Source organism: Actinokineospora bangkokensis (genome assembly GCF_001940455.1).
GTDB classification, from domain to species: Bacteria; Actinomycetota; Actinomycetes; order Mycobacteriales; family Pseudonocardiaceae; genus Actinokineospora; species Actinokineospora bangkokensis.
The window spans coordinates 34,882-60,265 of the sequence record NZ_MKQR01000013.1 but is presented as its reverse complement, the minus strand read 5'-3'; the positions used below and the strand labels follow the sequence as shown (position 1 = coordinate 60,265).

The window sequence follows — 25,384 nt, the reverse complement described above, 5'->3', positions numbered from 1 at the left end:
TGACCGATGAGCGAGGAGCAGGGCACCACCACGTGGTCCACGGGGGCCGGGGTGGTGGACAGCGTCGCGGGGTTCGTCGACTCGCTGACCAGCGACGCCGAGGGGGAGGGGCCCGACGTCGTCGACGTGGCGCTCGGCGGCGCCGGGGTGGTCATCGACTCGGTGGCCACGCTGGCCAACCCGCTCGCGGCCGTGGCCTCGGCCGGGGTCGGCTGGCTGCTGGAGCACGTGGACTTCCTGCGCGAGCCGCTGGACGCGCTGCTGGGCAACCCCGACGAGATCAACGCGAATGTCGACCAGCTCAAGCAGGCCGCGCTGGAGATGCGTCAGGTCGCCGAGGAGCACCGCCAGGACGTCGGGGCGGCCGCGGACTGGGGTGGTGAGTCCGGCGCGGCCTTCCACGGCGGGATGGACGAGCTCGCGGGCCAGTTCGAGGCGCTGGGCAAGACGATGGACGGCACGGCGTCGGTCTACGCGCTGTCCGGGATGCTGGTGTGCGAGCTGCGCTCGATGGTGTTCGGCTGGATCTCCGACCTCGTCGGTGAGCTGGTCGCGGGGGCCCTGATCGCCGCGGCCTCCGCCGTCCCGACCGCGGGTGGCTCCATCGCCGCCTACGCCGGGTACGCGGGCGTCCGCGCCGCCTCCCTAGCCACCAAGATCGCGGGCAGGCTCGGCAAGCTGGCCCAGGCCATGAGCCGGATGGGCGGGCGCATCACCAAGCTCGCCACCAAGATGGACGAGCTGTCGAAGGGGATGGAGAAGTTCTCCACCGCCGTCGACGCCGCGGGCATGGCCAAGGGCGCCTACGACGCCGTGCAGCCCTCCGACCCGCCGCCCCAGCGCTGATGCCCGGCCGCTCCCGGCACCCTGGCTCCGCCGGGCCGGGCACCCACCACACCGGCGGCACCGCCACCCCCGGCGGCGCGGGCCGGTCCGCGGGTCCCGGCACCACCGGGATGGACCCGGACAGCGTCGAGTCCCTGGGCGGCCGCATCACCGACCGCGCCGCCCGCCTCCGCGGTGGCGTCCTCGGCAAGCTCAACATCGGCGCCAGCGCCGACAGCGCGGGCGTCTTCGGCCAAGCCGCCATGGGCCCCGCCGACGCCGCCATCGCCCGAGCCCGCACCTCGGTCGAAGGCGCCGCCTCCGCTGCCGAGGGCGCGGGCGACAAGACCAAGTCCAGCGCACAAGCCGCCCGAGCGACCGACAGCACTTCCGCGTCCACTATGGACAAGCTGGGCCGGGACGCCAGGCAACCCACCCAGGCCACCGCGGCCACCACCCGGCCCACTGCGTCCCCCGCACCGACAGCGGCCGCTCCCTCCCGCGCTCCCGCCCCCGCTGGATCCCAAGCCCCAGCAACCACGAACGCGGGCGCCCGCCCCGGAACCCCTAGCACCATCACAACGCCTCCGGGCGGCGCCCAACCCCCACGAACAACCACCCCCCACGCCTCGGCTCGATCCACCAGCCCACCCACCGGAACCACCAGCTCCACCCGCCCGGGTGCGACCCCGGCCGCCCAGCCCGCACACGCCCAGGGCGCCACCCCCGGGACACCGGGCGGCGCCACCGCAGCGGGTCGTCCGGGAACCGGCGCACCCATCGCAGCGAGTAATCCCGGTGGCGCTGCGCGACCCGCCGCCGGAGGCCCCGGCAGCGGTACTGGTGGGTCGAGTTCACGTCCTCCTGCGGGAGGGGTTGGTGCTGGCGCTGGTGCCCCTCGCCCGGGAGGCGGGACCGCGGGTGCGCCCGGTTCGGGTGCGTCTGCCGCGCGTTCCGCTGGAAGCCCCGGCGGTGCCGGCGGCTCGGGTTCGCGTGGAGCCTCCGCGAGTGGTGCCCCCGGTGCGGGAGGTGGCGCTGCGGGTGGTTCGCACTCGGCGGGTGGCGTCGCGCGCCCCGCTGCTGGAGGGGCTGGCCTCAGTGGGCCGGTGCCCGGTGGATCGGGCCCGCGGGGTGGCGGGACACCGTTCGGCAGTCCCGGGGCTCAGGGCGGTGCACCTGTTCCTGGTGGACCCGGCATGGGCCATTCCCCAGGGCCGCAGGCGGCTCGACCCACCGGGTTCGGCCCCGGTGCGCAGGGAGCGGGTGGCGCGCCTGGGCAGGCCGGGGCGGGCCACGGCCTCGGGCAGCGGATGGGCGGCCCACAGCCCGGTCCTGGGCAGCAGCCTGGCCGTGGGGCGCAGGTCGACCCTGGACGGCAACCGGGTTCTGGTCCGCACCTCGGCCCTGGGCGACAGTCAGGTGTGGCACCACAGTTCGGTGCAGGCCAGCATCCTGCTGCTGGGCAGCAGTTCGGACCTGGACAGCGATCTGGTGCGGCGCAGCCCGCGGGTTCAGCGCAGCACACGGGTTCCAGGCAGCAGCCGGGCGCCGGGCAGCACGGTGGTCGGCAGGACTCGGGTGCGGTGCGCCCACCGGTTCCTGGGCAGCACTTCGATCCTGACCGGCGTTCCGGGCCTGCCCCACACCCGGGTGCGGGGCACCGGTCCGGCCGTGAGCAGCAGTTCGGCCCGGGACAGCATCCAGGACCCGGGCAGCACCCTGGTCTCGGGCGGCCCTCCGGTTCCGGGCACTTCCCGGTTCCCGGGCAGCACACCGGACCTGACCAGCACGTCGGACCTGCCCAGCACGCCGGTCCGGCGCAGCACCCGGGCCCCGGTCAGCACCGCGGTGGTCAGGACTTCGCCGGTGATCCCCGGGCGACTGGGCAGCGGCCGTTCCCCGATCCCCGGGAGCAGGGGCCTCGGCCGCATCAGGCCTGGGCCGGGCAGCAAGACCCCGGGCAGCGGCACGGGCCCTCCCACCCCGGTGGCGCGTTCCCCGATCCCGCCCACCGGTCCTTCGACGCACCAGGAGACTCGCGGCCAGGGCACCCCGGGGCTGGTCCCGTCGACCCTCCGCCGGGTCAGGGTCAAGCCAGCGGTCACCAGCAAGGTCCTGGGCCGGACCGCGCGGGAGGTGCGGACCCTCGCCAGGGGCATCCGCCTCGGCAACCGCAGAACGAGTGGGACTACGAGCAGATCCGCCCGCCCGGGTACCACCCGTCGCAGGACTACGTGGGGCGCCACGACGTCAGCGGGTATGACCCGGGCGCGAACCCCGGCCGGGTCGCGGTGCACGACGTGGGCGCGGACTCGTCCGGGGTGGAACCGGTGTACAGGCACGCGCCGGACTGGCGGGACGACTCGCAGACGTTGTGGCGGGGGGATTCCCGGACGCCCACGCAGATCGCCGAGGCGGGCGGTTTCGCCCCCGTGGACCCGCACGGGCCGGTCGACCTCAAGGCGCACATCGGCGGGCAGACCAACGGGTACGTCAGCACGTCGACCTCGCCCACCATCGCGCTGGGGTTCGGGGCGAAGTCCGAGGGGTTCGTCTACCGGGTCAAGGCGCCGGGCGGCATCCACACCGACCACACCCAGCAGCGGGCCGGGCTCACCGCCGGGACCCAGTGGCGGGAGAAGGAGGTCATCTTCCCCGGCGGCGTCGACTTCCGGCACGTCGAGGGGTGGCACAAGATCTGGACGGACGCCAGCGGCAAGCGCTGGCTGGGGGAGTTCGAACCGAACCCGCACTACCTGGGTGGGGAGCGGGCGAACGCCCCCGCCCACCCCGAGGGGCTGGAGAACCCCAGCCCGGTCGAACAACCCCAGGTCGACCTGCGACCCACCCACGTCAGGGAACGCGAGGAAGCCGCAGCCGCCGCGGCCAGTGCTCAGGGCCCACCCACCGACAGCACTCCCCACCACGAGGACGACGACAGCACCGCCCCGCACACCGATACCGCCCGCCGGAGTGACGACAGCACGCGCGAGGACGCTCCCAGCAGCGGCCTGCACGGCGACGCGGCTCACGACAACGCCGCCCATCCCGACGACGCCGCCCCTGACCGCGATGCCGCCCACGACGGCCGCGAGGACGCAGCGGGCGACAGCGCGGACGAGCCGAAGCGGGAGGCGGTGCCCGCCGACCGGTTCCGCGGTATCCAGGACACCCTCAGCGGCCACGACGCCCCGGCGGACCTCGCCCGCCCCGGTGACCCGCTGACCGAGCCTGCGGTGCACGCGGGGACCGGGTCGGAGCCGGCGTGGCAGGAGTTCCTGGACAAGCACTTCCCCGGGTACGGCGACATCAACGCCCACAACGCCGACCGGCCCGTCGAGGACGGGTACCGCACCAACTGCGTCGAGGCCCTGATCGCCGAGGAGCGCGGGCGCGCCGGGGAGCCGGTGCAGGCCCGGCCGACGCGCCCGGAGGACGTGGCCGCCGAGGGCAGGCTCAGCCGGGTGCGGGACGCATTGGGCGGCACGTGGACCAGCCACCACGACCTCGACGGCGTCACCGCGGCGATGCGCAGCACCCCCGAGGGGGCGCGCGGGGCCGTGGCGTTCCGGTACACCGACGCCGACGGCCACACCACCGGGCACGTCGTGCGGGTCGTGCACACCGAGGACGGGGTGGCCTTCGCCGACCCGCAGACCGGGCAGCTCGCCCGGTTGCCCGCCGACGCCCGCGACGTGCGGTTGCTGTCGGAGGACTACACCGACGACACCGCCCACACCGAGGTCGAGGACGACGGCGGCTACGGCCGGGCGCCCCAGGAGCAGCGCGACCAGCCCGTCGAGGACACGGCGGGCGAGCACGCCGCGCCGATCGTCGACGCCCACATGCACGACGACCTCGCCGCGGACCCCGGCCACCGGGTCGTGCGGAGCGGGTACGAGGGGCGGATGAGGGAGGAGCGCGGGTGAGCGAGGAGTTGAACCGCGAACGCCGGGAGCTGGTGGACCTGGCGCGGTTCGGCCTGCCGCAGACCGTGTCCGGCACGCCGTTCCCGCCGTCGCAGCGCGGGGCGCCGCTGGTCGTCGACACCGACGCGGGGGCGGACCCGGCGGCCGCCGTGGCGCTCGTGCTGGCCGCCGCCGAGCCCGCGCTCGCGCTGGTCGTGGCCATGCCGGGGGAGCGCGCCCGGTTCGTGCGGCACCTGCTGGACGTGCTGGGCCGCGGTGAGGTCCCGGTCGTGACCGGCGGGATCACGGCCGCCGGGTCCGACGTGGCCGGTCTGGTGCCCGAGGGGGTCGAGGAGCCGGGCGCCGACCTGCCCGCGGCCGTCGCGGCGGCGTGCGCGGGGGAGGGGCCGGTGCGGTGGGTGGTGCTCGGCCCGGCCACCAACCTCGCGCGGGCGCTCACCGAACTGCCCGACCTGCGCGCCCGCGTCGTCGCCACGCTGTCCGGCGGGGCGCACGACATCAACCCCCTGGCCGACCCCGAGGCCTTCGCTGACGTCCTGGCCACCGCCGAGTTGCCCAAGCTCGTCCTCGCGGCCGCCGCGGCGGGCACCCCGACGACCGGTGAGCTGATCGACCCCGGGTGGGCGCGCGTGCTCGCCCCCAACCCCGAACGCCTGTCCTCTGCGCAGGGGCCCGCCCTGGCCATGGCCGCCGCGCTGCAACTGCCGTTCGTCGACCTGCTCCGCGACCGCGTGTCGCTCGTGGACGGTCGACTGGCGCGCGACCCGGCCGGGCACCTGGTGCGCACCTGCGAAGACGTCGACCTGCCCGCTTTCCGCCGGTGGCTCACCACCGGCCTGCGCCACCCCGCGGAGGGAACCCGATGACCCGCGACGACGCCGTCCAGCGCGCCCGAGCCTGGATCGCCGAGCAGCACGGCGAGCTGTCCCTGCACGTCCGCCTCGACGACGTCGCGCTCATCGGCGGCGACTGGTACGTGCCCTACGACGACCCGGCGGACCCGATCTTCCCCACCCCCGCCGTCGAGGTGCCCGACGACGGCGGCCCGCTGCGCCGGTACGCGCCGCGCGACCCGCAGTGGCGCACCGGCATCCCCGCCGACTGGCCCGCGCCCACCGCGGACGGCGTGTTCTTCGACCCGGAGTGGGACCACGAGCGGTTCGGGCACTTGGGCGTGCCGACGCGGGCGGTGCTCGGCTGGCTGCGCGAGGGCACCACCGACCAGTACCGGCGCAACCCCGACCACACCCCGGGCCCGATGTGGCTGGGCGGGCCGCTGCCGCTGACCCCGGCGGACCGCGTGCTCGACTACTACGGCAGCGGGTGGCTCGACACGCCCCAGCTGGTCGCCGGGGTCCTCGACGTCGAGGTGTGGCTGCCGATCGACCACGAGACCGGCATGCGGTCGCGGCCAGGACCCGACGGCGACTCCTGGCTGCCCGCGTTCTCCTCGGTGCTGCGCTGCCCCTGGCCGGTGGACGAGTGGCGGACGATGGCCCTCCGCGAGGCGCTGGAGATGGTGGCCGAGCACCCCGCGGGCGCGGTGGGCGTGCGGGTCAACTGGGGCGACCGGCAGCCCGCGGAGCTGCGGACCAGCCTCATCGAGAAGTTCGCCCAGTACCCCGAGCGCGGCCCGCGCCCGCCGGTCACCCGGTGGCCGCGGCCCGAGGGGCTGTTCGCGGAGGTCCGCAACGCCGAGGCGGCGGGCGTGGTGGTGCGCGAGGAGGACATGGTCGCCCTGCGCGAGGCGAAGGCGTGGGTGGCGGGCGGGCGCAGCGGCCCCCGGCCCGCGGGTGCCCAGGCGTACTGGGACAGCGAGGGCGGCCGCTACTGGGACGTCCCGACCCGGGGCATCATCGGCCCCACCACCCCGGAGTTGCACCGGTGGCAGAGCGTCGTCGGCGCCTACGTCGGGTTCGCGATCGGGGAGGTCTTCCTGGTCAAGCACGACGGGTCGCTGACCGGCGCGCTCCTGCACAGCACCGACCGGCTGGTGCGCGAGGCGCACGACTGGTCGTCGGCGGTCACCGCGGCGGGCCTGCCCCGGCGCCCGGCGGGCTGGCTGGACCGGTGGGTCACCGGCGGACCGCGCATCGCAGAGACGGTGGGCCTGCTCGGCGCCGTCGCGTCCCCGGCGCGGGCGCTGATCGGCACGTTCTGGGTCGACGGCGTCAGCCCCGTGTTCGACGCCCTGCTCCGCCGCGGGGCGGGCGGCACCGCGCAGGCCCTGGCGGCCTCCGGCGCGCACCCGGAGATCCTGGCGCTGCGCGACCAGGACGAGGTCGCCCTGGCCGACCAGGTCGCCGCCCTCGGCACGCCGTGGGAGCAGGCGCTGCTGATCACCAGCAAGCTCGCCCACGACCCGGGCCGCGCCATCTCCGCCGCCAAGGACCCGGTGGCCATCATGGGGGTGTGCGCGCTGATCGGCGCCCGCTTCGGCCTGGCCGGGTTCCCGGTTCCGTGGATCGAGGCGGTGCCCAACCGGGACCTGATCGAGTGCCTGGCCACCACCGCCTTCCACACCTTCGACCCGGACCTCATCCCGCGCCCGGACCGCCCCTTGCCCCACCCCGGCTTGCCCCCGGTCACCGACGGCATGCGCGCCGCGGCCCGGCAGAACCCCGGCGGCTGGATCTACTGCGCCGACCCCGACGTCGACCCCCGCTACATCGACGGCATGCCCCTGCCCGTCCTGCTCGGCGGCTACGCCGTCGCCCCCGACGGCACCCTCAGCGGTGAGACCTGGGTCAACGACGCCTACAAGCCCAGCCCCCGCCGCCGGGGCCTGCCCGGTCCCCAGAACGAGTTCGAGGCGGTCCTCAACCTGGTGGCCGCGGAATGGCTCCCCTACGAGGCCGCCCTGCGCGCTGCCCTCGACACCGACTTCCTCGTCGGCACCGCCCCCGGCGGCGGCATCGCCATCCTCCAAGCCCCCGACGGCCGCAACGTCCTCCCCGTCTACTCGTCGCCGAAGTACGTCCCCGCAGGCCCCGAACCCCAGCGCACCCCCCTGCGAGCCCTCCTGCCCCTCCTGCGCGATGTCACCGTCGTGGTCAACCCCGGCGGCATCATCGGCATCGACCTCCCCGGCGACGCCCTGCTCGCCACCACCACCTGACCCGCCACCGACCCGCGCCGCCTAGGACGTGGGCGCGTTCCCCGGTGTGCCCGAGGTCTCCAGAGGGCGGACCAGGTACAGGGCGTCGCCGGAGCGGGAGTGGGGGGTGAAGCCGAGGTGGGCGTAGAAGGCGTGGGCGCGGGTGTTGTGGCGGCTGGCCCCCAGGTGAACTCCGGGGGCGCCTGCCTCCGCCAGGGCGGCGAGGAGGGTCGTCAGGAGGCGGCGGCCCCAGCCGTTGCCCTGGGCCCGGGGCAGCAGATCGATGTGGAAGTGGGCCGGGTAGTCGGCCAGGAGTGACCTGTCCGCGGTCGGGGGGTTGTGGAAGAGGCGGACCAGGCCCGCGTCGGGTGTGTCCTCTGTGGTCAGGGGATGCCGTTCGCGCAGGGCGGGCCACCACGATTCCGCGCACCACGCCTCGAAGGCGGCTGTGTCCGGCGTGCCGACCACGTACCCCGCCACGCCCTCGGCGTCCTCCACCACGAACCCCAGGGCCATCGGGGCGTGCAGGTACGGGGCCGCGTACGCCGCGCCGAGCAGGCGGGGGTCGGAGTACATCCCGGACGCGTCCGTGCCGGTCGGGCTCCCCGTGAGCAGGCAGATCGAGTGGAGGTCCGCCTCATCGGCCGCGGTGGCGCGGCGGATCACGGCCGGGGGGCGGGGAAGCAGGACTGGCGGGTGACCAGTTCGGGGGCGAACACCACCGATACCACCTCCCTCTCGGGGTCGTTGATCAGGGAGACCAGTAGGCGGGCCATGGTGGAACCCATGTCCTCGACCGGTTGGCGCACGGTCGTCAGCTGCGGGTCCGCCGAGGACGCCGCCGCGCTGTCGTCGAAGCCGACGACGCGGACGTCGTGGGGCACGCGGCGGCCGTGCTTGCGCAGCACCGTCAGGGCGCCCACCGCCATCAGGTCCGAGGCCACGAACAGGCCGTCGAAGTGGCGACCCGCCAGGTCCTCGGCCGCCCGCGCGCCGCCGACGTGGGTGAAGTCGCCCTCGGCCACGAGCGGTTCGGGCAGGCCGTGGCGGGCCGCCGCGGCCTGGAAACCCGCCAACCGCTCGCGCCCGGCGGGGGAGCGCAGCGGGCCGGTGATCGTGGCGAGCCGGGTCGACCCGGCGGCGACCAGCGCCTCGACCGCCAGCGCCGCGCCCGCCTCGTGGTCGACGTCGACGTGGGTGATGCGGGCCCCCAGCGGTGGCCTGCCGCCCAGGACGGCCGGGACGTGGTCGCGGGCCAGCGCGCCGGGGAAGGGGTCGTCGTCGTGGGTGTGCAGGACGACGAGGCCGTCGAGGCGGTTGTGGCGGATGTCCTCCACGGCCCGGTGCTGGTAGCCGGGGTGCGCGCCGGTGAGGACCAGGTGGATGCCCAGGGGGTTGAGCACCGGCATCAGCCCGCGGATCACCCGGGCGAAGTGCGGGTCGTCGAAGGTGTCGTCGTCCTCGGGCAGCAGCAGCCCCACCGCGTCCGCGCGCCGGGTGACCAGGGAGCGGGCCGCGCGGTTGGGGACGTAGCCGGTGGTGCTGATCGCCGCCTCCACCTGCTCGCGCAGCGACCGGTCGACCGAGGCCACGCCGTTGACCACCCGGGACACCGTCGCGCGGGAGACCCCGGCCGCCTTCGCCACTTCCTCCAGGGTGACCGCTCTGCGCGCCATGCCGCCGTTTATACCGGGTGCGGGCCCGGCCCGGACCGGGCCCGCACGACCGGCTACTGGTAGACCCGCACGTAGTCGACGAGCATGCGCTGCGGGAACGCCGTGCCCGCGTCCGGCGGACCCGGCCAGTCGCCGCCCACGGCGTTGTTGAGCAGGATGAAGAACGGCTTGTCGAACACCCACGGCCCGCGGGTCGCCTCCACCGTCGCCTTGTCGATCGCGAGCACCTGGGTGCCGTCGATGCTGAAGGTGATGCCGCGGCTGGTCCAGTCGGCGCGGAAGACGTGGAACTCGCCCGCGACGTCGCGGCCGATGTCCAGCGGCTTGCCGATGCCGCCGCCGCCGAAGTAGGCCGGGCCGTGGATGGTCTGGTAGGCGGTGTTGGGCTCGCGGCCCAGGTGCTCCATGATGTCGATCTCACCGCTGCCCGGCCACGGCGTGCCGCGGAAGATGTCGTCGCCGAGCATCCAGAACGCGGGCCACAGGCCCTTGCCGCCGGAGACCTTGATCCGCGCCTCCACCCGCCCGTAGGTCCACGACGCCTTGCCCTCGGTGATCAGCCGCGCCGAGGTGTACTGGCAGGTGCCGCTGCCGCTGACCGGGTCCACCGGGCACGCCGAGCCGGGGGTGACCTCCCGGCGGGCCTCCAGGACGAGGTTGCCGCCGCCGTCGGTGAAGGCGTTGTTGTTGTTCGTGTAGAACTGGAGCTCGGCGTTCTGGCCGGTGCCGACCTCCGGGCGCCACTTGGCGCTGTCGGGCTTGGTGCCCGCGGTCGTGTTGAACTCGTCGCTCCACACCAGGCGCAGCGGGTTGCCCGGGTCGGGGGCGGGTGCCGGTGGCGCGGTGGGGTTGCCGCCGGTGCCGTACACCTGGAACTCCCACAGCGAGTAGCCGTAGGGGCCGCTGCGCTTGAGCAGGTTCACCCGCACGTAGCGGCCGGACCCGCTGACGGGGATGGTCTGCTTGAACCCGGTCCCGGTGGTGGTCTCGTAGACCGTCGTCCACTGCTGCGCGGTGGCCGAGGTCTGCACCTGGAAGGCGGTGGCGTAGGCCGGGTCCCATTGCAGCACGACGCTGCTGAGCTGGGCGGTCGCGCCGAGGTCGACGGAGATCCACCCCGGGTCGACCCAGCCGGTGCCCTCGGCCGTCGCCCACCGCGTCGCGGGGTTGAGGTCGGTGACCTTGGCAGGTGTGCAGCCGCCGCAGCCCGCGTTGTCCTGGTAGGTGGAGGCGAAGGCGGGCTTGCCGTACGAAAGCAGCTTGGGGGAGTCGGTGCCGCTCGCGGTGCGGATGGCGAACTCCCACAGCGACACGCCGTACTGGGTGGCGCGGGCGGTGCTGGTCAGCCGCACGTACCGGCCGGTCGCGTCCAGCGCCAGCTCCTGCTGCCCGCCGCGCCCGTCGGTGGTGGAGTAGGCGGTGGTCCAGCTCGTGCCGTCGGTGGAGACCTCCAGCCGGAACGCCGTGGAGTAGGCGGCCTCCCACGCCAGGGTCACCCCGCAGACCCGCTTGCTGGAGCCGAGGTCGACCCGCAGCCACTGCGCGGTGTTCTGGTGGTCGCTCGACCAGCGGGTCCCCGGGTCGCCGTCGACGGCGGCGTCGGCGGTGAACGGGGTGCCCGGTTCCACCGACGAGGCCGTCACCGGGGCCCGGAGCGCGGCGTTGGCGGTGCCGCACTCGACGGCCTGGGCGGTGGTGGCCGGGAGGACCAAGGTGGTCAGCAGCAGGGCCGCGATGCCGGTCGCGGCGCCGAGCGCGCGCCTCACGACGGGGTCCCGTTCGCGCCGCACTTGACGATCGGGTTGATGCAGTCGCGCACCCGGCGGGCCAGTTCGTCCTCGGGCCAGGCGTTGAAGAAGTCGCCGTGCATCGTGTACCCGCGCCCGGAGGCCAGCCGCAGCGTCGCCGGGTCGCCGGTCACCGGGTAGCGCAGCACCTGGCGCAGCTTCGGCACCGGCACCGGGTGGGTGGCCGGGCAGGTGCCCGCCACCGGGTAGGCCATGTGCGAGCGGTGGTCGGCGGCGTCGAGGTCGCGGCCGTTCCAGCACTGCGGGAAGTCCAAGTAGGACTCCAGCATGGACCCGCTGGGACAGGTGACGAAGTCCTTGCCCGGGTTGACCTGCCCCGCGTGCAGGCACGACCAGCGCGAGCGCACCGACGGGTCGTCGACGCCGGTCGCCATGGCGTTGCCCGCCACGACGCGCAGGCCGGGCGGGAAGGGCTTGATCCGGGCGATCGTGGCGTCGTCGACGCCCTCGCCCAGGTAGTAGAACGTCGTGCCGGTCGGCTCGACCACCTGGTCGCCCCGGTACAGCGTCGGCACCCAGTATGAGGACAGGTCGATGCCGGGGGAGCAGGTGCTGGTGCCGCGCTGGAGCGACTCCAGGGTGGAGGCGGCGTTGGTGGTGCGGTTGCCGAAGAAGCTGTGCATGTGCGAGGCGCCGGGCTGGTTCGGGAAGACGATCGGGTCGTCGGGCAACCGGTGGCTCGCGGGGCACTCGGCCAGGAATTCCGCGACCCGCACGACGTCGGCGCGCGGCTCGGGCAGGGGGGCGGCGGAACCGGGGCCCGCGGTGGCGGTCAGGGCGGCGAAGGCCGCCACGACCAGCGCGGGGGTGGTCACGGCTCGGCGCCATCGACGAAGTGTGCTCACAGCCCACCTCTCGGGACAGGATTCGAGAGAGCGCTCTCTCGAATGGCGGGAGAATGCGAGGGTGATTGCGTGGAATGGTGTTCGGCAGTGCAGGGGTATTTCAGTGAAGCGTGCACCGGGCACTTCGTCAAGCGGCATCATCACGATGGCCGAGCGGGTTGCCCTCCCACCGCGGCGGGGTGCCCGCCCTGTCCGCGGGACCCCGCCCGCTCCGCCCCCGCGCCGGTCGGGTGGGGGCGGAGCGGCGGCGGTCAGGTGGTGGTGCAGGTGGTGGCCGCGGAGCGCTCCTCGGCCAGGAAGATCGTCTGCGCCATCATCCGGTAGCCGGACATGCCCTCGCGCAGCGTCTCGATCGACTCCTCCGGGTGCACCGAGTCGATCACCGCGTTCGGCCCCACCGCGTTGAACTGGTGCGACACGCCCCGGGGGATCTGCATGTCCACCCAGGCGTTGGGCGGGACGATGAAGTTGTACCGGTCGCGGCGGTCCGGCGCGGGCACCTCGGGCAGGTCGTCGACGAACATCCGCAGCTCACCCTCCCAGCGCGGGGACGGCGCGACCACCAGCGGGGACATGCTCGACACGCGGATCGTGGTGTCCGGGCCGGTCATCATGCGGACGAACCGCAGCCCGGTGTGCAGGTGCATGCGGGAGCAGATGTCGCGCTCGCGCACGTCGTAGAAGTCCATGATGTACCGGTCGGCGAAGTAGCCCTCGAAGGGCGGCTCCGCCATGTACACGTCGCCCTCCTCGAAGACCTGGGCCCGCCTGAGCTGACCGGGTGGGGTGGGGTCGGTGCTCTCCAGCTTGTGGGCGTGGCGCACCAGGCCCGCCAGCGCCTCCACCACCGCCATCGCGGCGCCCGCGGGCAGCCGCAGCAGCGGCGTCACGCGGTTCTGGTCGGCGTCGGTGTGCGCGAGGACGTCGAACGACTCGTTCTCGTCGTCCGGCGTCCGCTTCATCTTCGTCACCAGGGGGTTCCTCCGGTCGCGTGCGCAATCGGGACAGTTATTAATGTACAGGTAAAGAACGGGTACAGCACTCGTAAGGTGACCACGTCGACACGGCGCGCCATCGGACCAGGTGGGGGGCGGTGCGGGCGGCCGCCTACAGTGGCCCGGCAGCGCGGGACACGAGAGGGTGAGGCCGGTGGCAGGGCAGGTGCGGGTGGACGTGGTCGGGATCGGGGCGGGCGACCCCGGCGACATGACCGTCAACGCCGTGGCCGCGCTGCGCGCCGCCGACGTGGTGTTCTTCCTCGACAAGCCCGGCGAGGCCCGCGAGCTCTCCGACCTGCGCGAGGCCATCCTCGCCGCGCACGTGCCCGACGGCGGCCCCCGCGTCGTCCGGGCCGAGGACCCCCCGCGCGACCGCACCACCCCCGCCTACGCGGGCGCCGTGCACGACTGGCGCGCCCGCCGCGCCGACGTGCTGGAGGGCATGGTCCGCGACAACCTGGCGCCGGGCGAGCGCGGCGCGGTCCTGGTTTGGGGCGACCCCGCCCTCTACGACAGCATCATCGCCGTCTTCGACGACCTGCGCGGTCGCGGCACCCTCGACCTCGACGTGCGCGTGCTGCCCGGCATCAGCAGCATCTCCGCCCTCGCCGCGCGCCACGGCGTGACGTTCAACCAGGTCGCGGGCGCGGTGCAGATCACCACCGGGCGCAGGCTGGCGGCGGGCTGGCCCGAGGGCGTCGACGACGTCATCGTCATGCTCGACGCGCAGAACGCCTTCACCCGCTACGTCGACGAGCCCGACCTGGTGATCCACTGGGGCGCCTACGTCGGCACCGCGGACGAGCTGCTGATCTCGGGCCCGCTGGCGCAGGTGGCCGACCGGATCGTCGAGACCAGGACCAGGGCCCGCGCGGCGAAGGGCTGGATCATGGACAGCTACCTGCTGCGCCGCCCCGCCCGCGGCTGACACCCCGCCCCACCGGTGCGATCATAGACGGCGTGGACATCCTCGTCGTCGGTGGCAGCGGGCTCCTCGGGCACTTCGTGGTCGAACGGCTCCGGGAGCGCGGGCACACCGCCACCTCGGTCGGCCGCTCCGCCCGCCCGGGCGTCGACCACACCGTCGACGCCGAAGAGGCCACCGTCGAGACGTGGCTGCCGCTGCTGGAGGGCCACGACGGCGTCGTGTTCGCCGCGGGCCTCGACGACCGCCAGGTGCCCCGGCGCCCCGCCTACCCCACCTTCCACGCCGCCAACGTCACCACCGCCGTCACGCTGCTGACCGCCGCCCGGCAGGCGGGCCTGACCCGGGCCGCGATCCTGGGCTCCTACTTCACCCACTTCCACCGCGAACACCCCGAGTGGCGGCTCGCGGACACCCACCCCTACATCCGCAGCCGGGTCGAACAGGCCGCCCAAGCCCGCGCGGCGGCGGGCCCCGACCTCCCCGTCGCGGTCGTCGAGGTGCCCTTCGTCTTCGGCCGGGCGGGCGCCGACCGCTACCCGGACTGGGCCGCGCCCCTGGTCAAGTGGGTCAGCTCACCCGCACCCCTGCTCGCCCCGGCAGGCGGCACCGCCGCCACCACCGCCGCGGGCGTCGGCGACGTCACCGTCTCAGCCCTGGAGGCGGCCTCCGGCGCGGACGTGCCCGCCGTCGACGAGAACCTCTCGTGGTCGGAGATGATCGGCAGGCTCGCCGCCGCGGCAGGCCGCCCCCGCCGCGTCCACACCCTGCCGAGCCCCCTCTTCCGCGCCGCCCTGCGCGCGGGCGAACCCGCCCTCCGCCTCTCCGGCAAGGAGTCCGGCCTCACCCCCGGGGCCCTGGCCACCCTCCTGCTCCACGACCTCCACCTCCCCACCCCCGCCCACGGCGACCTCGACACCGCCATGGTCGACACCGTCCGAGCGGTCCGCGACAACACCTGACCCCCCGCCGCGCCTCAGCGGCGGCGCTCACGCGTGAGTGGCTGGTGGTCCGCGCCGCAGGGGCAGGTCACTTGCGAGTCGGCTTCTCGTCGGGGTTTCCTCCGGAACGCGGAGCCGATGGTGGTGGTCGCCCACCTGAGCTGCGCCAGGATCTGCTTGACCGGGTTGCCCTCGGCGCCCGCGAGCTCGGTGCGGATGAACAGGTCCAGACAGCGGAGCGCCAGCAGCAGCACGTCGCGCCACCGGCCCTGCTTGATGCGCAGGGTCAGCAACTCCGCGCGCAGCATCAACTCGGCCCGCGGGCCGCCGTGCCTTCTGCTGATCGACAACCCGGTCAACAGGACGCGCTCGGCGTCGTCGTACCGCTCGGTCCGGACGAACAGCCTCGCCCACGTCCCGTTGAGGATGGCGAGCGGGATGCTGACCTGCCCCACGCGCGCGAACGTCGCCTCGGCCTGGACCAGGTGGTGTTCGGCCTCGTCCACCTGCCCGCACCGCAGCAGGACCTCGGCCAGCCGCTGGTGGAAGTAGCCCTTGCCGCTCAGTTGGCCTTCCGCCAGGTTGTTGCCCGCTACGTAGTGGTCCAGCGCTGCTTGGTGCTGCCCCTTGTCCGAGGCTATGCGCCCGAGGTAGTGCAGCGCGGTCGCCATCGGCTGACACGGGTCGCCGCGCTCCGCCAGCGGTCCCCCCATCGCCACGGCGTCGCTGAAGTGTCTGTGCGCGAGATCGACATCGGTGTAGTAGTAGCAAACGCCGGTCGTGGTCTCGATGTCGACAGCGGCTTCGGTCAGGGGGTTGTCCGAGAGTCGACGGCACTCGGAGAGCACGGCGAGGGCCTTGCGGTACTCGCTGATGTCCGTGTGGAACTTGGCCACCGTCAACAGGGCGGTGAGCCGTTCACCGGGGTCCTTGGCCGCGCTCAGCGCGCGCTCGATGAACTGGCGCCGACGAGCACCACCGTTGTCGATCCGCGCCTCGAAGCGGGCGGCCGACAGCAGCAGCATCGTGGTGGCGTGGCCCCGGTGCTCCAGCAGGTCGATCAACTGGAGGGCGCTGTCGAAGAACTGCCGGTGCCCGTCGAAGCCCTCGTTGACCCCCGCCAGCAGCAGCGTGTTGAACGACAGGGCGACGAGGTCGTGGATCGTGCTCGCGTCCAACCGGTGCGAGGTGATCACCGCGGCGTCCAGCAGCATCGCGAGGGTGGGCATGGCGTCGGGCTCGCCGTAGCGATGAGGTTCAGCGATCACCCGGGTGATCTCGGCCGGGAACCGCTCGTCGGCGCGCTTGGTGAACAGCGCCTGCCACCCCGACACCACTGCCTCAGCCCGCCGTCGCGCTCGACCAGGCGAGCGGGCACGTGTACTGGTACAGCAGGCTGTGGATGGAGTAGCGGCGGTTGTGGTCCGAGGGCCGGATGATGCCGAGCCTGCACCCGACTTCCAGGATGTGGTCGAACCGGTCGTCGTCCGCAGCGGCGGTCTCCGAGCGCAGGTCGTCGTAGCGCAGCGAACCGCCCCGGCCGCCGATGCAGAACGAGAACAGCAGGTTCACCGCCTCCTGCTCCGAGGTGCTCTCGCGCAGCTGGTCCAGCGACCGGTCGAACAGCCAGGTGCGGACCCTGCCGCCGAGTTCGTGCTCGCCAGCGGCGCCCACCTCCGCGAGGATCCGGTCCAGCGACCGACCGGTCACCACGAAGCGCCGCGTGATCAGCTTGACGAGGAACGGGTTGCCCTCGGTGATGTCGAAGATGGGCGCGAGGTCGTCGTCGCCCGCCGACTGCAGGTCCGAGGTCGACCCCGCCGCGAGCAGCCGGACCAGGTCGTAGGTGCCCGCGCGGGCCAACGGGCGGATGCCGAAGTCCCGCACGTCGAACTCCTCGGTGACCCGCCACCGCGTCGTCGCCACGACCTTGTGCGGCTGCCTGACCCCCAGGTCGCGCAACCGCGCGATCACCCGCTGGGCGGAGTGGACGAACTCGAGGTTGTCCACCACGACGAGCACGCGCGCGCCGCGCAGCTCGTCGGCGAACCAGCGGCGCAGTTCCCCCTCCCACAGGCTCTGGCTCGGCGGGAGGGGGCAGCCGAGCTGCTCGCACACCATCCGCAGCAGGTCGTGCCAGTAGATCGAGTCGACCGCGGCCTGCCCGACGTCGCCGGAGGAGAAGCGCACGTTCTTCGCCGAGGCCCAGACGACGTGGGTGAACCGCCCGCCCGCCACCACCCGCTTGACCGCCGCGTGGGTCACCGCCGTCTTGCCGACGCCCCCCGCGCCCGACACCGTGATGGCGGGCGTTGTGGGGGACTCGATCGCCGATGCGAGACCGCCGACGATCTCCTCGACGTGGATGAGGTCCTGCGGGTCGACCAGGACCTGCGACTCCCAGTCGACCGGTCCCGCGTCCGAGCTCCGCTGGGGCGCCTCACCGCCCGCAGGCCGGCTGTAGTGCAGGTGGACCTGGTTAATTCGCCCGGCCTGCACGGCGTTTCCCTGGTTCAGGTCCGCCGCGTTGCTGGTCTGAGTGGTCGGCCCCTGGTCATCCCGCTGACCCCTCGACCCCCACCGCCGCCACCTGGCACCCATGGGGTTCATCGTCCAACACGACGCCCCCTCGCGTCGATGTGATTGACCGCGGCGCAAGGTGATCTTCGCGGGCATTACCCTCGTGCAAGTGGACCTCAACCTGCTGATCGCGCTGGACGCGTTGTTGGCCGAGAACAGCGTGACGGCCGCGGCGGAGCGGTTGCACCTGACGGCGCCCGCGATGAGCCGCGCGCTGGGGCGCATCCGGCGGGCGGTGGGGGACGACGTCCTGGTGCGGACCGGGAGGCACATGACGCCGACTCCCCGGGCGCTGGCGCTGCGGGACGAGGTGCGGGAGCTGGTGCTGCGGGCGGAGGCCCTGCTGGCGCCGGTGGGGGAGGTGGACCTGGCGGGGCTGGAGCGCACGTTCGCCATCCAGGGGCACGACGCGCTGCTGACCGCGCTCGCCGCGCCGCTGCTCGCGCGGGTCGGGGCGGCGGCCCCGGGGGTGCGGCTGCGGCTGCTGGCCGAGGCGCCCGCCGACACGCCTGACCTGAACCGGGGGCACGTGGACCTGGAGGTCGGCACCGGGCCCGCCAACCGGGCCGAGCTGACCACCCGGACCGTGGCCCACGACCGCCTGACCACCATCGTCCGCGACGGCCACCCCCTGCTGGGCGACCCCGACCGGTACGCCACCGCCGACCACGTGATCATCTCCCGCCGCGGCAGGCTGCACGACCCGGTGGACACCCTGCTCGCGGACGCGGGCATCCGGCGGCGCGTGGTGGCGTCGCTGCCCACCGCCGCGGCGGCCTTGCAACTCGTGGCGGCGAGCGACGTGGTGGTCACCGGCGCGGAACTGGGGTGCGCCCCGCTGGTGGCCCAGCTCGGCCTGCGCACGCTGCCGCTGCCGGTGCCCTCACCCGAGGTGCCGGTGGTCCTGGCCTGGCACCGCAGCCACGACAGCGACCCCGCGCACCGCTGGCTGCGCACGCAGGTGGTCGAGATCCTGACCGCGCTGACCTGACTCAGGTGATCAACCGGTACCGCCCCCGGCCCGTGCGCTCCAGGTCGTCGTACGTGGTCCCCGCGTTGCAATGCAGGTGCGGCACGGCGCTGTCCCGTTCCAGTTGCGACCTCACCTCCGCCACCACCTGCGGGTGGCTCACCACCAAGTCCACCTAGGCCCCTGGTCGCCGAATTCGCCGCCCCAGCCTCAGATGGGCTGTCAGCTCTTCAGGGCAGGTCGATGGCTGGTCTGACGTGCAGGGTGTGGTGGGGGAGGTTTGTGCCGTCGTGCGTTGCCGGGGATCGGTGGGAGGGGGCCAGGGGGAGCCAGCCCAGGAAGAAGCCCATGCCGCCGCAGATGGACAGGCCGTGGTCGCCGCCGCAATCCACGGTGGGGTCGGCGGTGCGTTCGGCGTGGTACGGGGTGGGGGAGGGGTGCAGGGCCCAGCGGTTGCGGTCGGTGTGGGCGCCGGTGGGGAAGTCGGTGGGGTAGCCGTGTGGCGGGGTGTCGTTGCCCCAGCGGAAGAGGGTGGGGGTGCCCGCGCCGCAGGCGTACTCCCACTCGTTCGGGGTGAGCAGGCGGGTGCCTACCGCGGCGAGGCGGGTTGTGGCGTCGTGGTGGGTGAGGGGGTCTCGGATGAAGGCGCCGGTGGCGGTGCAGGAGCCGTCGTAGCGGACTTCCAGGGTGACGTCCGGGCTGGAGAGGCCCGCTGTGGTGAGCCCGGGGTAGGGCTGGTGATCGGCCAGGTAGGTCGCGATGGCCGGATGATCCAAGGGGACGGGCCTCAGGCACAGGTCCACCGCCTCGACGGCGACGACGACCGCGGGCAGTTCGACGTGCCGGACGGGCGACGTGCACGCCGCCAGGTGGTCGGCCAACGGCGGGAGGTCCCACTCCTCGGCGCTGTCGGCGTAGCTCGCGGCTTGGTGCGGTGTGGGGACGAAGGCGTCGGGGTCGTGGCCCAGGCGGACCCGGCCGCCAGGGACCAGGGCGTAGCGGGTGTCCCCGTCGCCGAAGACGGCCACCCGGCAGGGGTCGCCTTGGTGGTCGCGGTAGCCGAGGCCCACCAGGGTGAGGCCGGTTTCGCGGGCGATGGCGGTGCCGACTCGGACAGCGGCTGTGTCGGACAGGTCGTACCAGTCTTCGGCCGTCAGGTCCGCGTGCGGCATGGGGACATCGTGGCAGTCCCCTGCTGCGGACACGGGCCAGGGTCTGATCCCGGTATTCCGCCGACGGGGCTAGAGTTGTTGTCCTTCAACACAAAGTTTTGCAGGGGGTGAAACGCCGCTCAGGGGGTGGTGGCGTAGTACGCGCGGAGGACCGCCACGTCTTCCGGTGGGGGGAAGTCCTGGTCCGGCTCTCCGAGTTCGCCGTACTTGACCGTCCACAAGGGAGAGGACGTGTCGAGGAGGGGTTGGTCCCGGGCGAGGACGAAGTGGGTGTCGGAGCCGCAGTGGTAGGCGCCTGCCCAGTCGTCCGCTCGGCCGGGCCAGGAGCCGCCGTTGCGGAGGCGGCACTTCTGGCCGTTGGCGAGTTCGAGGCCCCAGGGGGCGGGGGTGTAGTCGGCGCCTGGTGGGGTGGTGATGGGGGTGTCGGAGCGGAGGCGGCGAAGGTCTTTCGTCCACGGGTTTCCGCCGCAGAGCAGGGTGACGCGGTCGGGGGTGACCCAGCAGACGTCCGCGCCTGCGGCGCTGGGGGAGCAGGCGACGAGCCCGGGGGAGTGGGACGTGGGGCTGGAGGTGCAGCCCTCGACGACCTCGTCGGTGTCGGTGACGGTCCAGCCCGGGGCGGGGGTGCCGGACTTGGTGGTGCCACTCAGGTTGACCACGACGGTCTTCTTGCCGGTGGAGGGCTTCGGGAAGAGGCTGATGGTGAAGGCGGAGCGCGGGAGGGACAGGGTGCCGAGGACGTCGCCCAGGGTGTAGGTGGCTTGGGCGAGGGCCAGGTAGCGGGTGAGGACGAGCTTGCCGACGTTGGCCGCCCTGTACAGCTGGCGGGACACCTTCTCCCAGGCCGCTTGGCCCATCGTCGCGCGGAGGGTGCGCAGCACGGTCTCCGGTTGTTCCAGCACGCAGCGGCCCAGGCCCACCACCACGTCCACCACGTCGCCTGCGGAGGTGCCTGCTTTGGTGGCGGTGCCCTCCAGGCAAGCGCCCATCAGGGCGAACGACGCCCACGTGCCCGTGTCGTCCAGCAGTTCGGCGGCGGCGCCCGCGGCGAGGCCGAAGGCGATCGACGACGTGGTGTACAGGCCGGTGATCTCGACCGGGGTGCCCTGGTCCTGCAACGACTCCTTGGTGAACCCCAGGTGCGCGGCGTGCCCGGGTGGCAGCACCCACGTGCGCTGGGACTGCGCGGCGGGGACGCCCAGGTGCTCGGAGATGGTGGTCAGCAGGTCGGGCACCCAGGACTGGACGTCGGCCGGGATGCCGGACTGCCAGGCCCACGTGGGCACGACCGGTGCTGTCACCAGCAGGGCGCCGCCTCGGTTGTTGACCACCTTGACCACGGCGGTGTCCGCGTGGGCGGGGTCGGCGCCCACGCAGGTCCGCATGGGGGAGTTGCGGTCGTCGAAGTAGGTGGGCTCGTCCATCCAGCCGGGGCGCTCGCCCTCGCACTGCGGAGGGTCGGAGCGCTGGCCGAAGACCTTGCCCAGCGCGTTGTCGGCCCAGTCGACCGCGTCGGCCAGCCATTGCAGGAACGACAGGTGCTCGACGGTGGCGGTGGCTGTCCGCCGGTCGGCGCTCAGCTCCGCGGTGGCGACGGTGGCCGGGAGTGGTTCGGCGGTGGTGTCGCCCAGCCCGTAGGCGGCGCCGTCGCCGGAGTCGTCGAGCAGGTAGAGCAGCTGGTCGTCGGGCACCGGCTGCTCTTGGCGCCAGGTGAACGTCCACGGCGCGGTGGGCTGCCCGGACGACAGCGTGAACAGCGCCCCCGCCAGCTTCCGGCTCCCCGCGGGCCCGACGTCCCCGGAAACAGTCCGGATGCGCAGGGTGGAGGCCTCCCGCACGCCCCCGGCCGGGATGTGCACCGACCACTGGTCGTCCACCCGCACGTCGACGGCCTCGTCCGCTGGCACGTCCACCACCCGCTCGTCGGACAGGCCCGCGGCGGGCGAGGGCGACCGCCACAGCAGGTACGCGCCGACCCCGATCGCGGCCAGGACGACCACGGCCGCCACCACGACCCCCACCCACCGCGCCGATCGGCCCACCGCGCCCCTCCCGAGGTCACCGAGCCCATCGGCGGCCTGGCAGCGGCTGTTACCCGCGGGCCCGCGGGTTGACGATTTCGTCAGGCTTGGCGGTAGGGTGGAGCGAGATGACGAAGTCGTCAACTCCACGGCCGGACGCCGGGACAGGAGCACCGGATGACCCCGCTGAACGGCGCGATCGACGTGCACGCGCACTACCTCACCCCGCGCCTGCGGGCGGCGATGGAGGCGGCCGGGCACAGCAGGCCGGACGGCATGCCCGCGATCCCCGAGTGGACGCCGCAGCTCGCGCTGTCCACCATGGACGGCACCGGCGTCGCCACCGCGCTGCTGTCGGTGTCCTCGCCGGGCGTGCACTTCGGGGACGACGCCCAGGCCAGGGAGCTGGCCAGGGCCGTCAACGACGAAGGCGCGGAGGTCGTCGCCGCCCACCCCGGGCGGTTCGGGCTGCTGGCGTCGCTGCCCCTGCCCGACCTCGACGGCGCGCTCACCGAACTGGCCCGCGCCTGCGACGCCCTGGGCGCCGACGGCATCACCCTGCACACCCACCACGCGGGCAAGCGCCTCGACCACCCCGACCACGAGCCGCTGCTGGCCGAGCTGGACCGGCGCGGCACCGCGGTGTTCCTGCACCCCACGTCCCCGCCGTGCTGGGAGGCGGTGAGCGGCGGGCTGCCGCGGCCGGTGGTGGAGTTCCCGTTCGAGACGACCCGGGCCGTGACCGGCCTGGTGCTCTCGGGCACCCTCCAGCGGTACCCCGGCATCCGGTTCATCGTCCCGCACGCCGGGGCCACCCTGCCCGCGCTGGCCGACCGCATCGCCGCGATGTCGCTGATCGCGGGCGGCCCGCCGGTGGACGTGCTGGGCGCGCTGCGGGGACTGCACTACGACGTGGCGGGCTTCCCGCTGCCGCGCCTGCTGCCCGCGCTGCTGACCCTCACCGAGAACCTGCTCTACGGGAGCGACTTCCCGTTCACGCCCGACCCGGTGGTGCGCGGCCTCGCGCAGCTGCTCGCCGACACCGACGCGCTCACCCCGCGGCAGCGGAGCGCCATGCAGCGCGAGCGGGCGCTCGGGCTGTTCCCCCGCCTGGGGTAGCCCCCGGCGCCGCGGGCGCCGGGGGCGGTGCTCATGCGCCCACGTACTCCGCGAGGTGCTGCCCGGTGAGGGTGGAGCGGTCGGCCACCAGCTCCCGCGGGGTGCCCTCGAACACCACCCGACCGCCGTCGTGCCCGGCGCCGGGGCCGATGTCGATGATCCAGTCGGCGTGCGCCATCACGGCCTGGTGGTGCTCGACGACGATCACCGACTTGCCCGAGTCCACCAGCCGGTCGAGCAGGCCCAGCAGCTGGTCGACGTCGGCCAGGTGCAGGCCGGTGGTGGGCTCGTCGAGGACGTAGACCCCGCCCTTGTCGCCCATGCGGGTCGCCAGCTTGAGGCGCTGGCGCTCGCCGCCGGACAGCGTCGTCAGCGGCTGGCCGATGGTGAGGTAGCCCAGGCCCACGTCCACCATCCGGCTGAGGATGGCGTGCACGGCGGGGATGCGCGCCTCGCCCTCGGCGAAGAACCGCTCCGCGGTGGCCACCGACATCGCCAGCACCTCGCTGATGTCCTTGCCGCCGAGCTTGTGCACGAGCACCTCGGCCTGGAACCGCTTGCCCTCGCACACCTCGCAGGTGGTGGCCATGCCCGCCATCATGCCCAGGTCGGTGTAGACGACCCCGGCGCCGTTGCAGGTGGGGCACGCGCCCTCGGAGTTGGCGCTGAACAGGGCGGGCTTGACGCCGTTGGCCTTGGCGAAGGCCTTGCGGACGGGTTCGAGCAGGCCGGTGTAGGTGGCCGGGTTGCTGCGCCGCGAGCCGCGGATCGGGGTCTGGTCGATCGACACCACCCCCGCGCCCCTGGGGATCGACCCGTGCACCAGCGAGCTCTTGCCCGAGCCCGCGACGCCGGTGACGACGGTGAGCACCCCCAGCGGGATGTCCACGTCGACGTCCTGGAGGTTGTGGGTGTTCGCGCCGCGGACCTCCAGCGCCTCGCTGGACCCGCGCACCTCGTCCTTGAGCGCCACCCGGTCGTCGAAGTGGCGGCCGGTGACGGTGCCGCTGGTGCGCAGCCCGTCCACGGTGCCCTCGAAGCACACGGTGCCGCCGTCGGCGCCCGCGCCCGGACCCAGGTCGACGACGTGGTCGGCGATGACGATGGTCTCCGGCTTGTGCTCGACCACCAGCACCGTGTTGCCCTTGTCCCGCAGGCGCAGCAGCAGCTTGTTCATCCGCTGGATGTCGTGCGGGTGCATGCCGGTGGTGGGCTCGTCGAAGACGTAGGTGACGTCGGTGAGCGCGGAGTCGAGGTGGCCGATCATCTTCACCCGCTGCGCCTCGCCGCCCGACAGCGTGCCCGAGGCGCGGTCCAGCGACAGGTAGCCCAGGCCGATCTCGACGAACGCGTCCAGGGTGGCCTGCAACGCGGTGAGCAGCGGCGCCACCGCGGGCTCGCGCAGCGCGCGCACCCACCCGGCCAGCTCGCTGATCTGCATCGCGCAGGCGTCGGCGATGCTGATCCCGGCGACCTTCGACGAGCGGGCCAGCGCGCTGAGCCGGGTGCCGCCGCACTCCGGGCAGGTGGAGAAGGTGACCGCGCGGTCGACGAAGGCGCGGATGTGCGGCTGCATCGACTCGCGGTCCTTCGACAGCATCGACCGCTGGAGCTTGGGGATCAGGCCCTCGTAGGTCAGGTTGACGTCGTTGATCTTGACCTTGGTGGGTTCCTTGTGCAGGAAGTCGGCCATCTCCCGCTTGCTGAACTCCCGGATGGGCTTGTCCGGGTCGAAGAACCCCGAGTCGCGGATGACCCGCACCACCCAGCCGTCGCCGGTGTAGGTGGGGATGGTGAACGGGTCCTGGTTCAGCGACTTGCTGTCGTCGTAGAGCTCGGTGAGGTCGATGTCGGACACCGAGCCCCGGCCCTCGCAGCGCGGGCACATGCCGCCGGTGACGCTGAACTCGCGCCGCTCCTTGACCTGCTGGCCGCCGCGCTCGAAGGTCACCGCGCCCGCCCCGGACACCGAGGCCACGTTGAACGAGAACGCCTGCGGCGAGCCGACGCGCGGGGTGCCCAGCCTGCTGAACAGGATGCGCAGCATGGCGTGGGTGTCGCTGGCGGTGCCCACGGTGGACCGCGGGTCGGACCCCATCCGCTGCTGGTCGACGATGATGGCCGTGGTCAGCCCGTCGAGCACGTCCACGTCCGGCCGGGACAGCGAGGGCATGAACCCCTGCACGAACGCGCTGTAGGTGGCGTTGATCAGCCGCTGGGACTCCGCGGCGATGGTGCCGAAGGCCAGCGAGCTCTTGCCGGACCCGGACACGCCGGTGAACACCGTCAGCCTGCGCTTGGGGATCTCGACGCTGACGTCGCGCAGGTTGTTCTCCCGCGCGCCGTGCACGCGGATCATGTCGTGGCTGTCGGCGGCGTGCTGGGTGGGCGCCGCGGGCGCCGTCGTCCTGGTGGCCATGCTGCTGGTGCTCTCCGTGGCGGGTCGGGCCGGGCTGCCGGCCGGGTGCTGCTCGGGGT

General features: G+C 73.6%; 19 protein-coding genes. 8 read left to right on the top strand and 11 right to left on the bottom strand.

Going from position 1 to position 25,384, the window contains the following annotated elements; genetic code table 11:
- The first annotated feature begins 6 nt into the window (after nt 1-6).
- Nucleotides 7-846 (top strand): WXG100 family type VII secretion target, encoded by an 840-nt coding sequence (locus tag BJP25_RS13110; protein WP_075975181.1) that lies wholly within the window; start codon nt 7-9, stop codon nt 844-846.
- Between the two features lie 1,490 nt (nt 847-2,336).
- On the opposite strand, the gene BJP25_RS13105 is transcribed toward BJP25_RS13110, so the two are convergent.
- Complete coding sequence (locus tag BJP25_RS13105) at nt 2,337-2,756, bottom strand: hypothetical protein (protein WP_143219052.1); 420 nt, start codon at nt 2,754-2,756, stop codon at nt 2,337-2,339.
- A gap of 303 nt (nt 2,757-3,059) precedes the next feature.
- Here BJP25_RS13105 and BJP25_RS13100 point away from each other — a divergent pair, with 303 nt between their 5' ends.
- From BJP25_RS13100 to BJP25_RS13090, 3 genes are read left to right on the top strand one after another with little or no spacing between them, the layout of a single operon-like run.
- Nucleotides 3,060-4,754 carry a scabin-related ADP-ribosyltransferase gene (locus BJP25_RS13100; protein WP_075975179.1) on the top strand — a complete coding sequence of 565 codons (1,695 nt, stop codon included), beginning with the start codon at nt 3,060-3,062 and terminating at the stop codon, nt 4,752-4,754.
- A complete protein-coding gene (locus BJP25_RS13095) occupies nt 4,751-5,620 on the top strand; it encodes a nucleoside hydrolase (protein ID WP_075975178.1) in 870 nt (289 codons plus the stop codon). Before BJP25_RS13100 ends, BJP25_RS13095 begins: the two co-directional genes overlap by 4 nt.
- Nucleotides 5,617-7,872 (top strand): type VII secretion system-associated protein, encoded by a 2,256-nt coding sequence (locus BJP25_RS13090; protein ID WP_075975177.1) that lies wholly within the window; start codon nt 5,617-5,619, stop codon nt 7,870-7,872. The genes BJP25_RS13095 and BJP25_RS13090 overlap by 4 nt, the downstream gene beginning before the upstream one ends.
- A gap of 21 nt (nt 7,873-7,893) precedes the next feature.
- Here BJP25_RS13090 and BJP25_RS13085 read toward each other — a convergent pair whose 3' ends face one another.
- From BJP25_RS13085 to BJP25_RS13065, 5 genes are all read right to left on the bottom strand, one after another.
- On the bottom strand, nt 7,894-8,517 hold the full coding sequence (locus tag BJP25_RS13085; RefSeq protein WP_075975176.1) for a GNAT family N-acetyltransferase: 624 nt from the start codon (nt 8,515-8,517) through the stop codon (nt 7,894-7,896).
- Entirely contained in the window at nt 8,514-9,527 is a 1,014-nt protein-coding gene (locus tag BJP25_RS13080) for a LacI family DNA-binding transcriptional regulator (protein ID WP_075975175.1), read from the bottom strand. The genes BJP25_RS13085 and BJP25_RS13080 overlap by 4 nt, the downstream gene beginning before the upstream one ends.
- 53 nt (nt 9,528-9,580) lie before the next feature.
- Nucleotides 9,581-11,293, bottom strand: coding sequence for a discoidin domain-containing protein (locus tag BJP25_RS13075; RefSeq protein WP_075975354.1), 1,713 nt, complete (start codon nt 11,291-11,293; stop codon nt 9,581-9,583).
- Nucleotides 11,290-12,150 (bottom strand): DUF1996 domain-containing protein, encoded by an 861-nt coding sequence (locus BJP25_RS13070; protein ID WP_198943474.1) that lies wholly within the window; start codon nt 12,148-12,150, stop codon nt 11,290-11,292. Before BJP25_RS13070 ends, BJP25_RS13075 begins: the two co-directional genes overlap by 4 nt.
- Nucleotides 12,151-12,431: 281 nt before the next feature.
- Nucleotides 12,432-13,151 (bottom strand): hypothetical protein, encoded by a 720-nt coding sequence (locus tag BJP25_RS13065; protein ID WP_198943473.1) that lies wholly within the window; start codon nt 13,149-13,151, stop codon nt 12,432-12,434.
- A 178-nt stretch (nt 13,152-13,329) separates the two neighbouring features.
- Here BJP25_RS13065 and cobF point away from each other — a divergent pair, with 178 nt between their 5' ends.
- Together cobF and BJP25_RS13055 are read left to right on the top strand one after the other, a co-directional pair.
- Nucleotides 13,330-14,106 (top strand): precorrin-6A synthase (deacetylating), encoded by a 777-nt coding sequence (gene cobF, locus BJP25_RS13060; RefSeq protein WP_269844542.1) that lies wholly within the window; start codon nt 13,330-13,332, stop codon nt 14,104-14,106.
- Nucleotides 14,107-14,138: 32 nt separating this feature from the next.
- Nucleotides 14,139-15,065, top strand: a complete 927-nt coding sequence (locus BJP25_RS13055; protein ID WP_075975172.1) for an NAD-dependent epimerase/dehydratase family protein — start codon at nt 14,139-14,141, stop codon at nt 15,063-15,065.
- 14 nt (nt 15,066-15,079) lie between these two features.
- Here the strand turns inward: BJP25_RS13055 and BJP25_RS13050 are convergent, their stop codons facing one another.
- The gene (locus BJP25_RS13050) at nt 15,080-16,378 is read right to left on the bottom strand and encodes a tetratricopeptide repeat protein (protein ID WP_143219050.1); all 1,299 of its coding nucleotides are present in this window, start codon (nt 16,376-16,378) and stop codon (nt 15,080-15,082) included.
- Nucleotides 16,379-16,385: 7 nt separating this feature from the next.
- Nucleotides 16,386-17,543, bottom strand: a complete 1,158-nt coding sequence (locus BJP25_RS13045) for an ATP-binding protein (RefSeq protein ID WP_075975170.1) — start codon at nt 17,541-17,543, stop codon at nt 16,386-16,388.
- Nucleotides 17,544-17,733: 190 nt separating this feature from the next.
- Here BJP25_RS13045 and BJP25_RS13040 point away from each other — a divergent pair, with 190 nt between their 5' ends.
- Nucleotides 17,734-18,615 carry a LysR family transcriptional regulator gene (locus BJP25_RS13040; protein ID WP_084793964.1) on the top strand — a complete coding sequence of 294 codons (882 nt, stop codon included), beginning with the start codon at nt 17,734-17,736 and terminating at the stop codon, nt 18,613-18,615.
- 209 nt (nt 18,616-18,824) lie between these two features.
- Here the strand turns inward: BJP25_RS13040 and BJP25_RS13035 are convergent, their stop codons facing one another.
- Nucleotides 18,825-19,766 carry a hypothetical protein gene (locus tag BJP25_RS13035; RefSeq protein ID WP_075975168.1) on the bottom strand — a complete coding sequence of 314 codons (942 nt, stop codon included), beginning with the start codon at nt 19,764-19,766 and terminating at the stop codon, nt 18,825-18,827.
- A gap of 119 nt (nt 19,767-19,885) precedes the next feature.
- Entirely contained in the window at nt 19,886-21,808 is a 1,923-nt protein-coding gene (locus tag BJP25_RS13030) for a hypothetical protein (RefSeq protein ID WP_075975167.1), read from the bottom strand.
- A gap of 156 nt (nt 21,809-21,964) precedes the next feature.
- Here BJP25_RS13030 and BJP25_RS13025 point away from each other — a divergent pair, with 156 nt between their 5' ends.
- Nucleotides 21,965-22,906 (top strand): amidohydrolase family protein, encoded by a 942-nt coding sequence (locus BJP25_RS13025; protein WP_075975166.1) that lies wholly within the window; start codon nt 21,965-21,967, stop codon nt 22,904-22,906.
- A gap of 31 nt (nt 22,907-22,937) precedes the next feature.
- On the opposite strand, the gene BJP25_RS13020 is transcribed toward BJP25_RS13025, so the two are convergent.
- Nucleotides 22,938-25,325 (bottom strand): ATP-binding cassette domain-containing protein, encoded by a 2,388-nt coding sequence (locus BJP25_RS13020; RefSeq protein WP_075975165.1) that lies wholly within the window; start codon nt 25,323-25,325, stop codon nt 22,938-22,940.
- Nucleotides 25,326-25,384 lie beyond the last annotated feature (59 nt).

What these genes read in the sequence shown, in the direction of transcription:
- BJP25_RS13105 (WP_143219052.1), bottom strand. Translation starts at nt 2,756, where the DNA reads ATGCGGCCGAGGCCCCTGCTCCCGGGGATCGGGGAACGGCCGCTGCCC.
- BJP25_RS13090 (WP_075975177.1), top strand. Translation starts at nt 5,617, where the DNA reads ATGACCCGCGACGACGCCGTCCAGCGCGCCCGAGCCTGGATCGCCGAG.
- BJP25_RS13025 (WP_075975166.1), top strand. Translation starts at nt 21,965, where the DNA reads ATGACCCCGCTGAACGGCGCGATCGACGTGCACGCGCACTACCTCACC.
- BJP25_RS13110 (WP_075975181.1), top strand. Translation starts at nt 7, where the DNA reads ATGAGCGAGGAGCAGGGCACCACCACGTGGTCCACGGGGGCCGGGGTG.
- BJP25_RS13035 (WP_075975168.1), bottom strand. Translation starts at nt 19,766, where the DNA reads ATGCCGCACGCGGACCTGACGGCCGAAGACTGGTACGACCTGTCCGAC.
- BJP25_RS13020 (WP_075975165.1), bottom strand. Translation starts at nt 25,325, where the DNA reads ATGGCCACCAGGACGACGGCGCCCGCGGCGCCCACCCAGCACGCCGCC.
- BJP25_RS13080 (WP_075975175.1), bottom strand. Translation starts at nt 9,527, where the DNA reads ATGGCGCGCAGAGCGGTCACCCTGGAGGAAGTGGCGAAGGCGGCCGGG.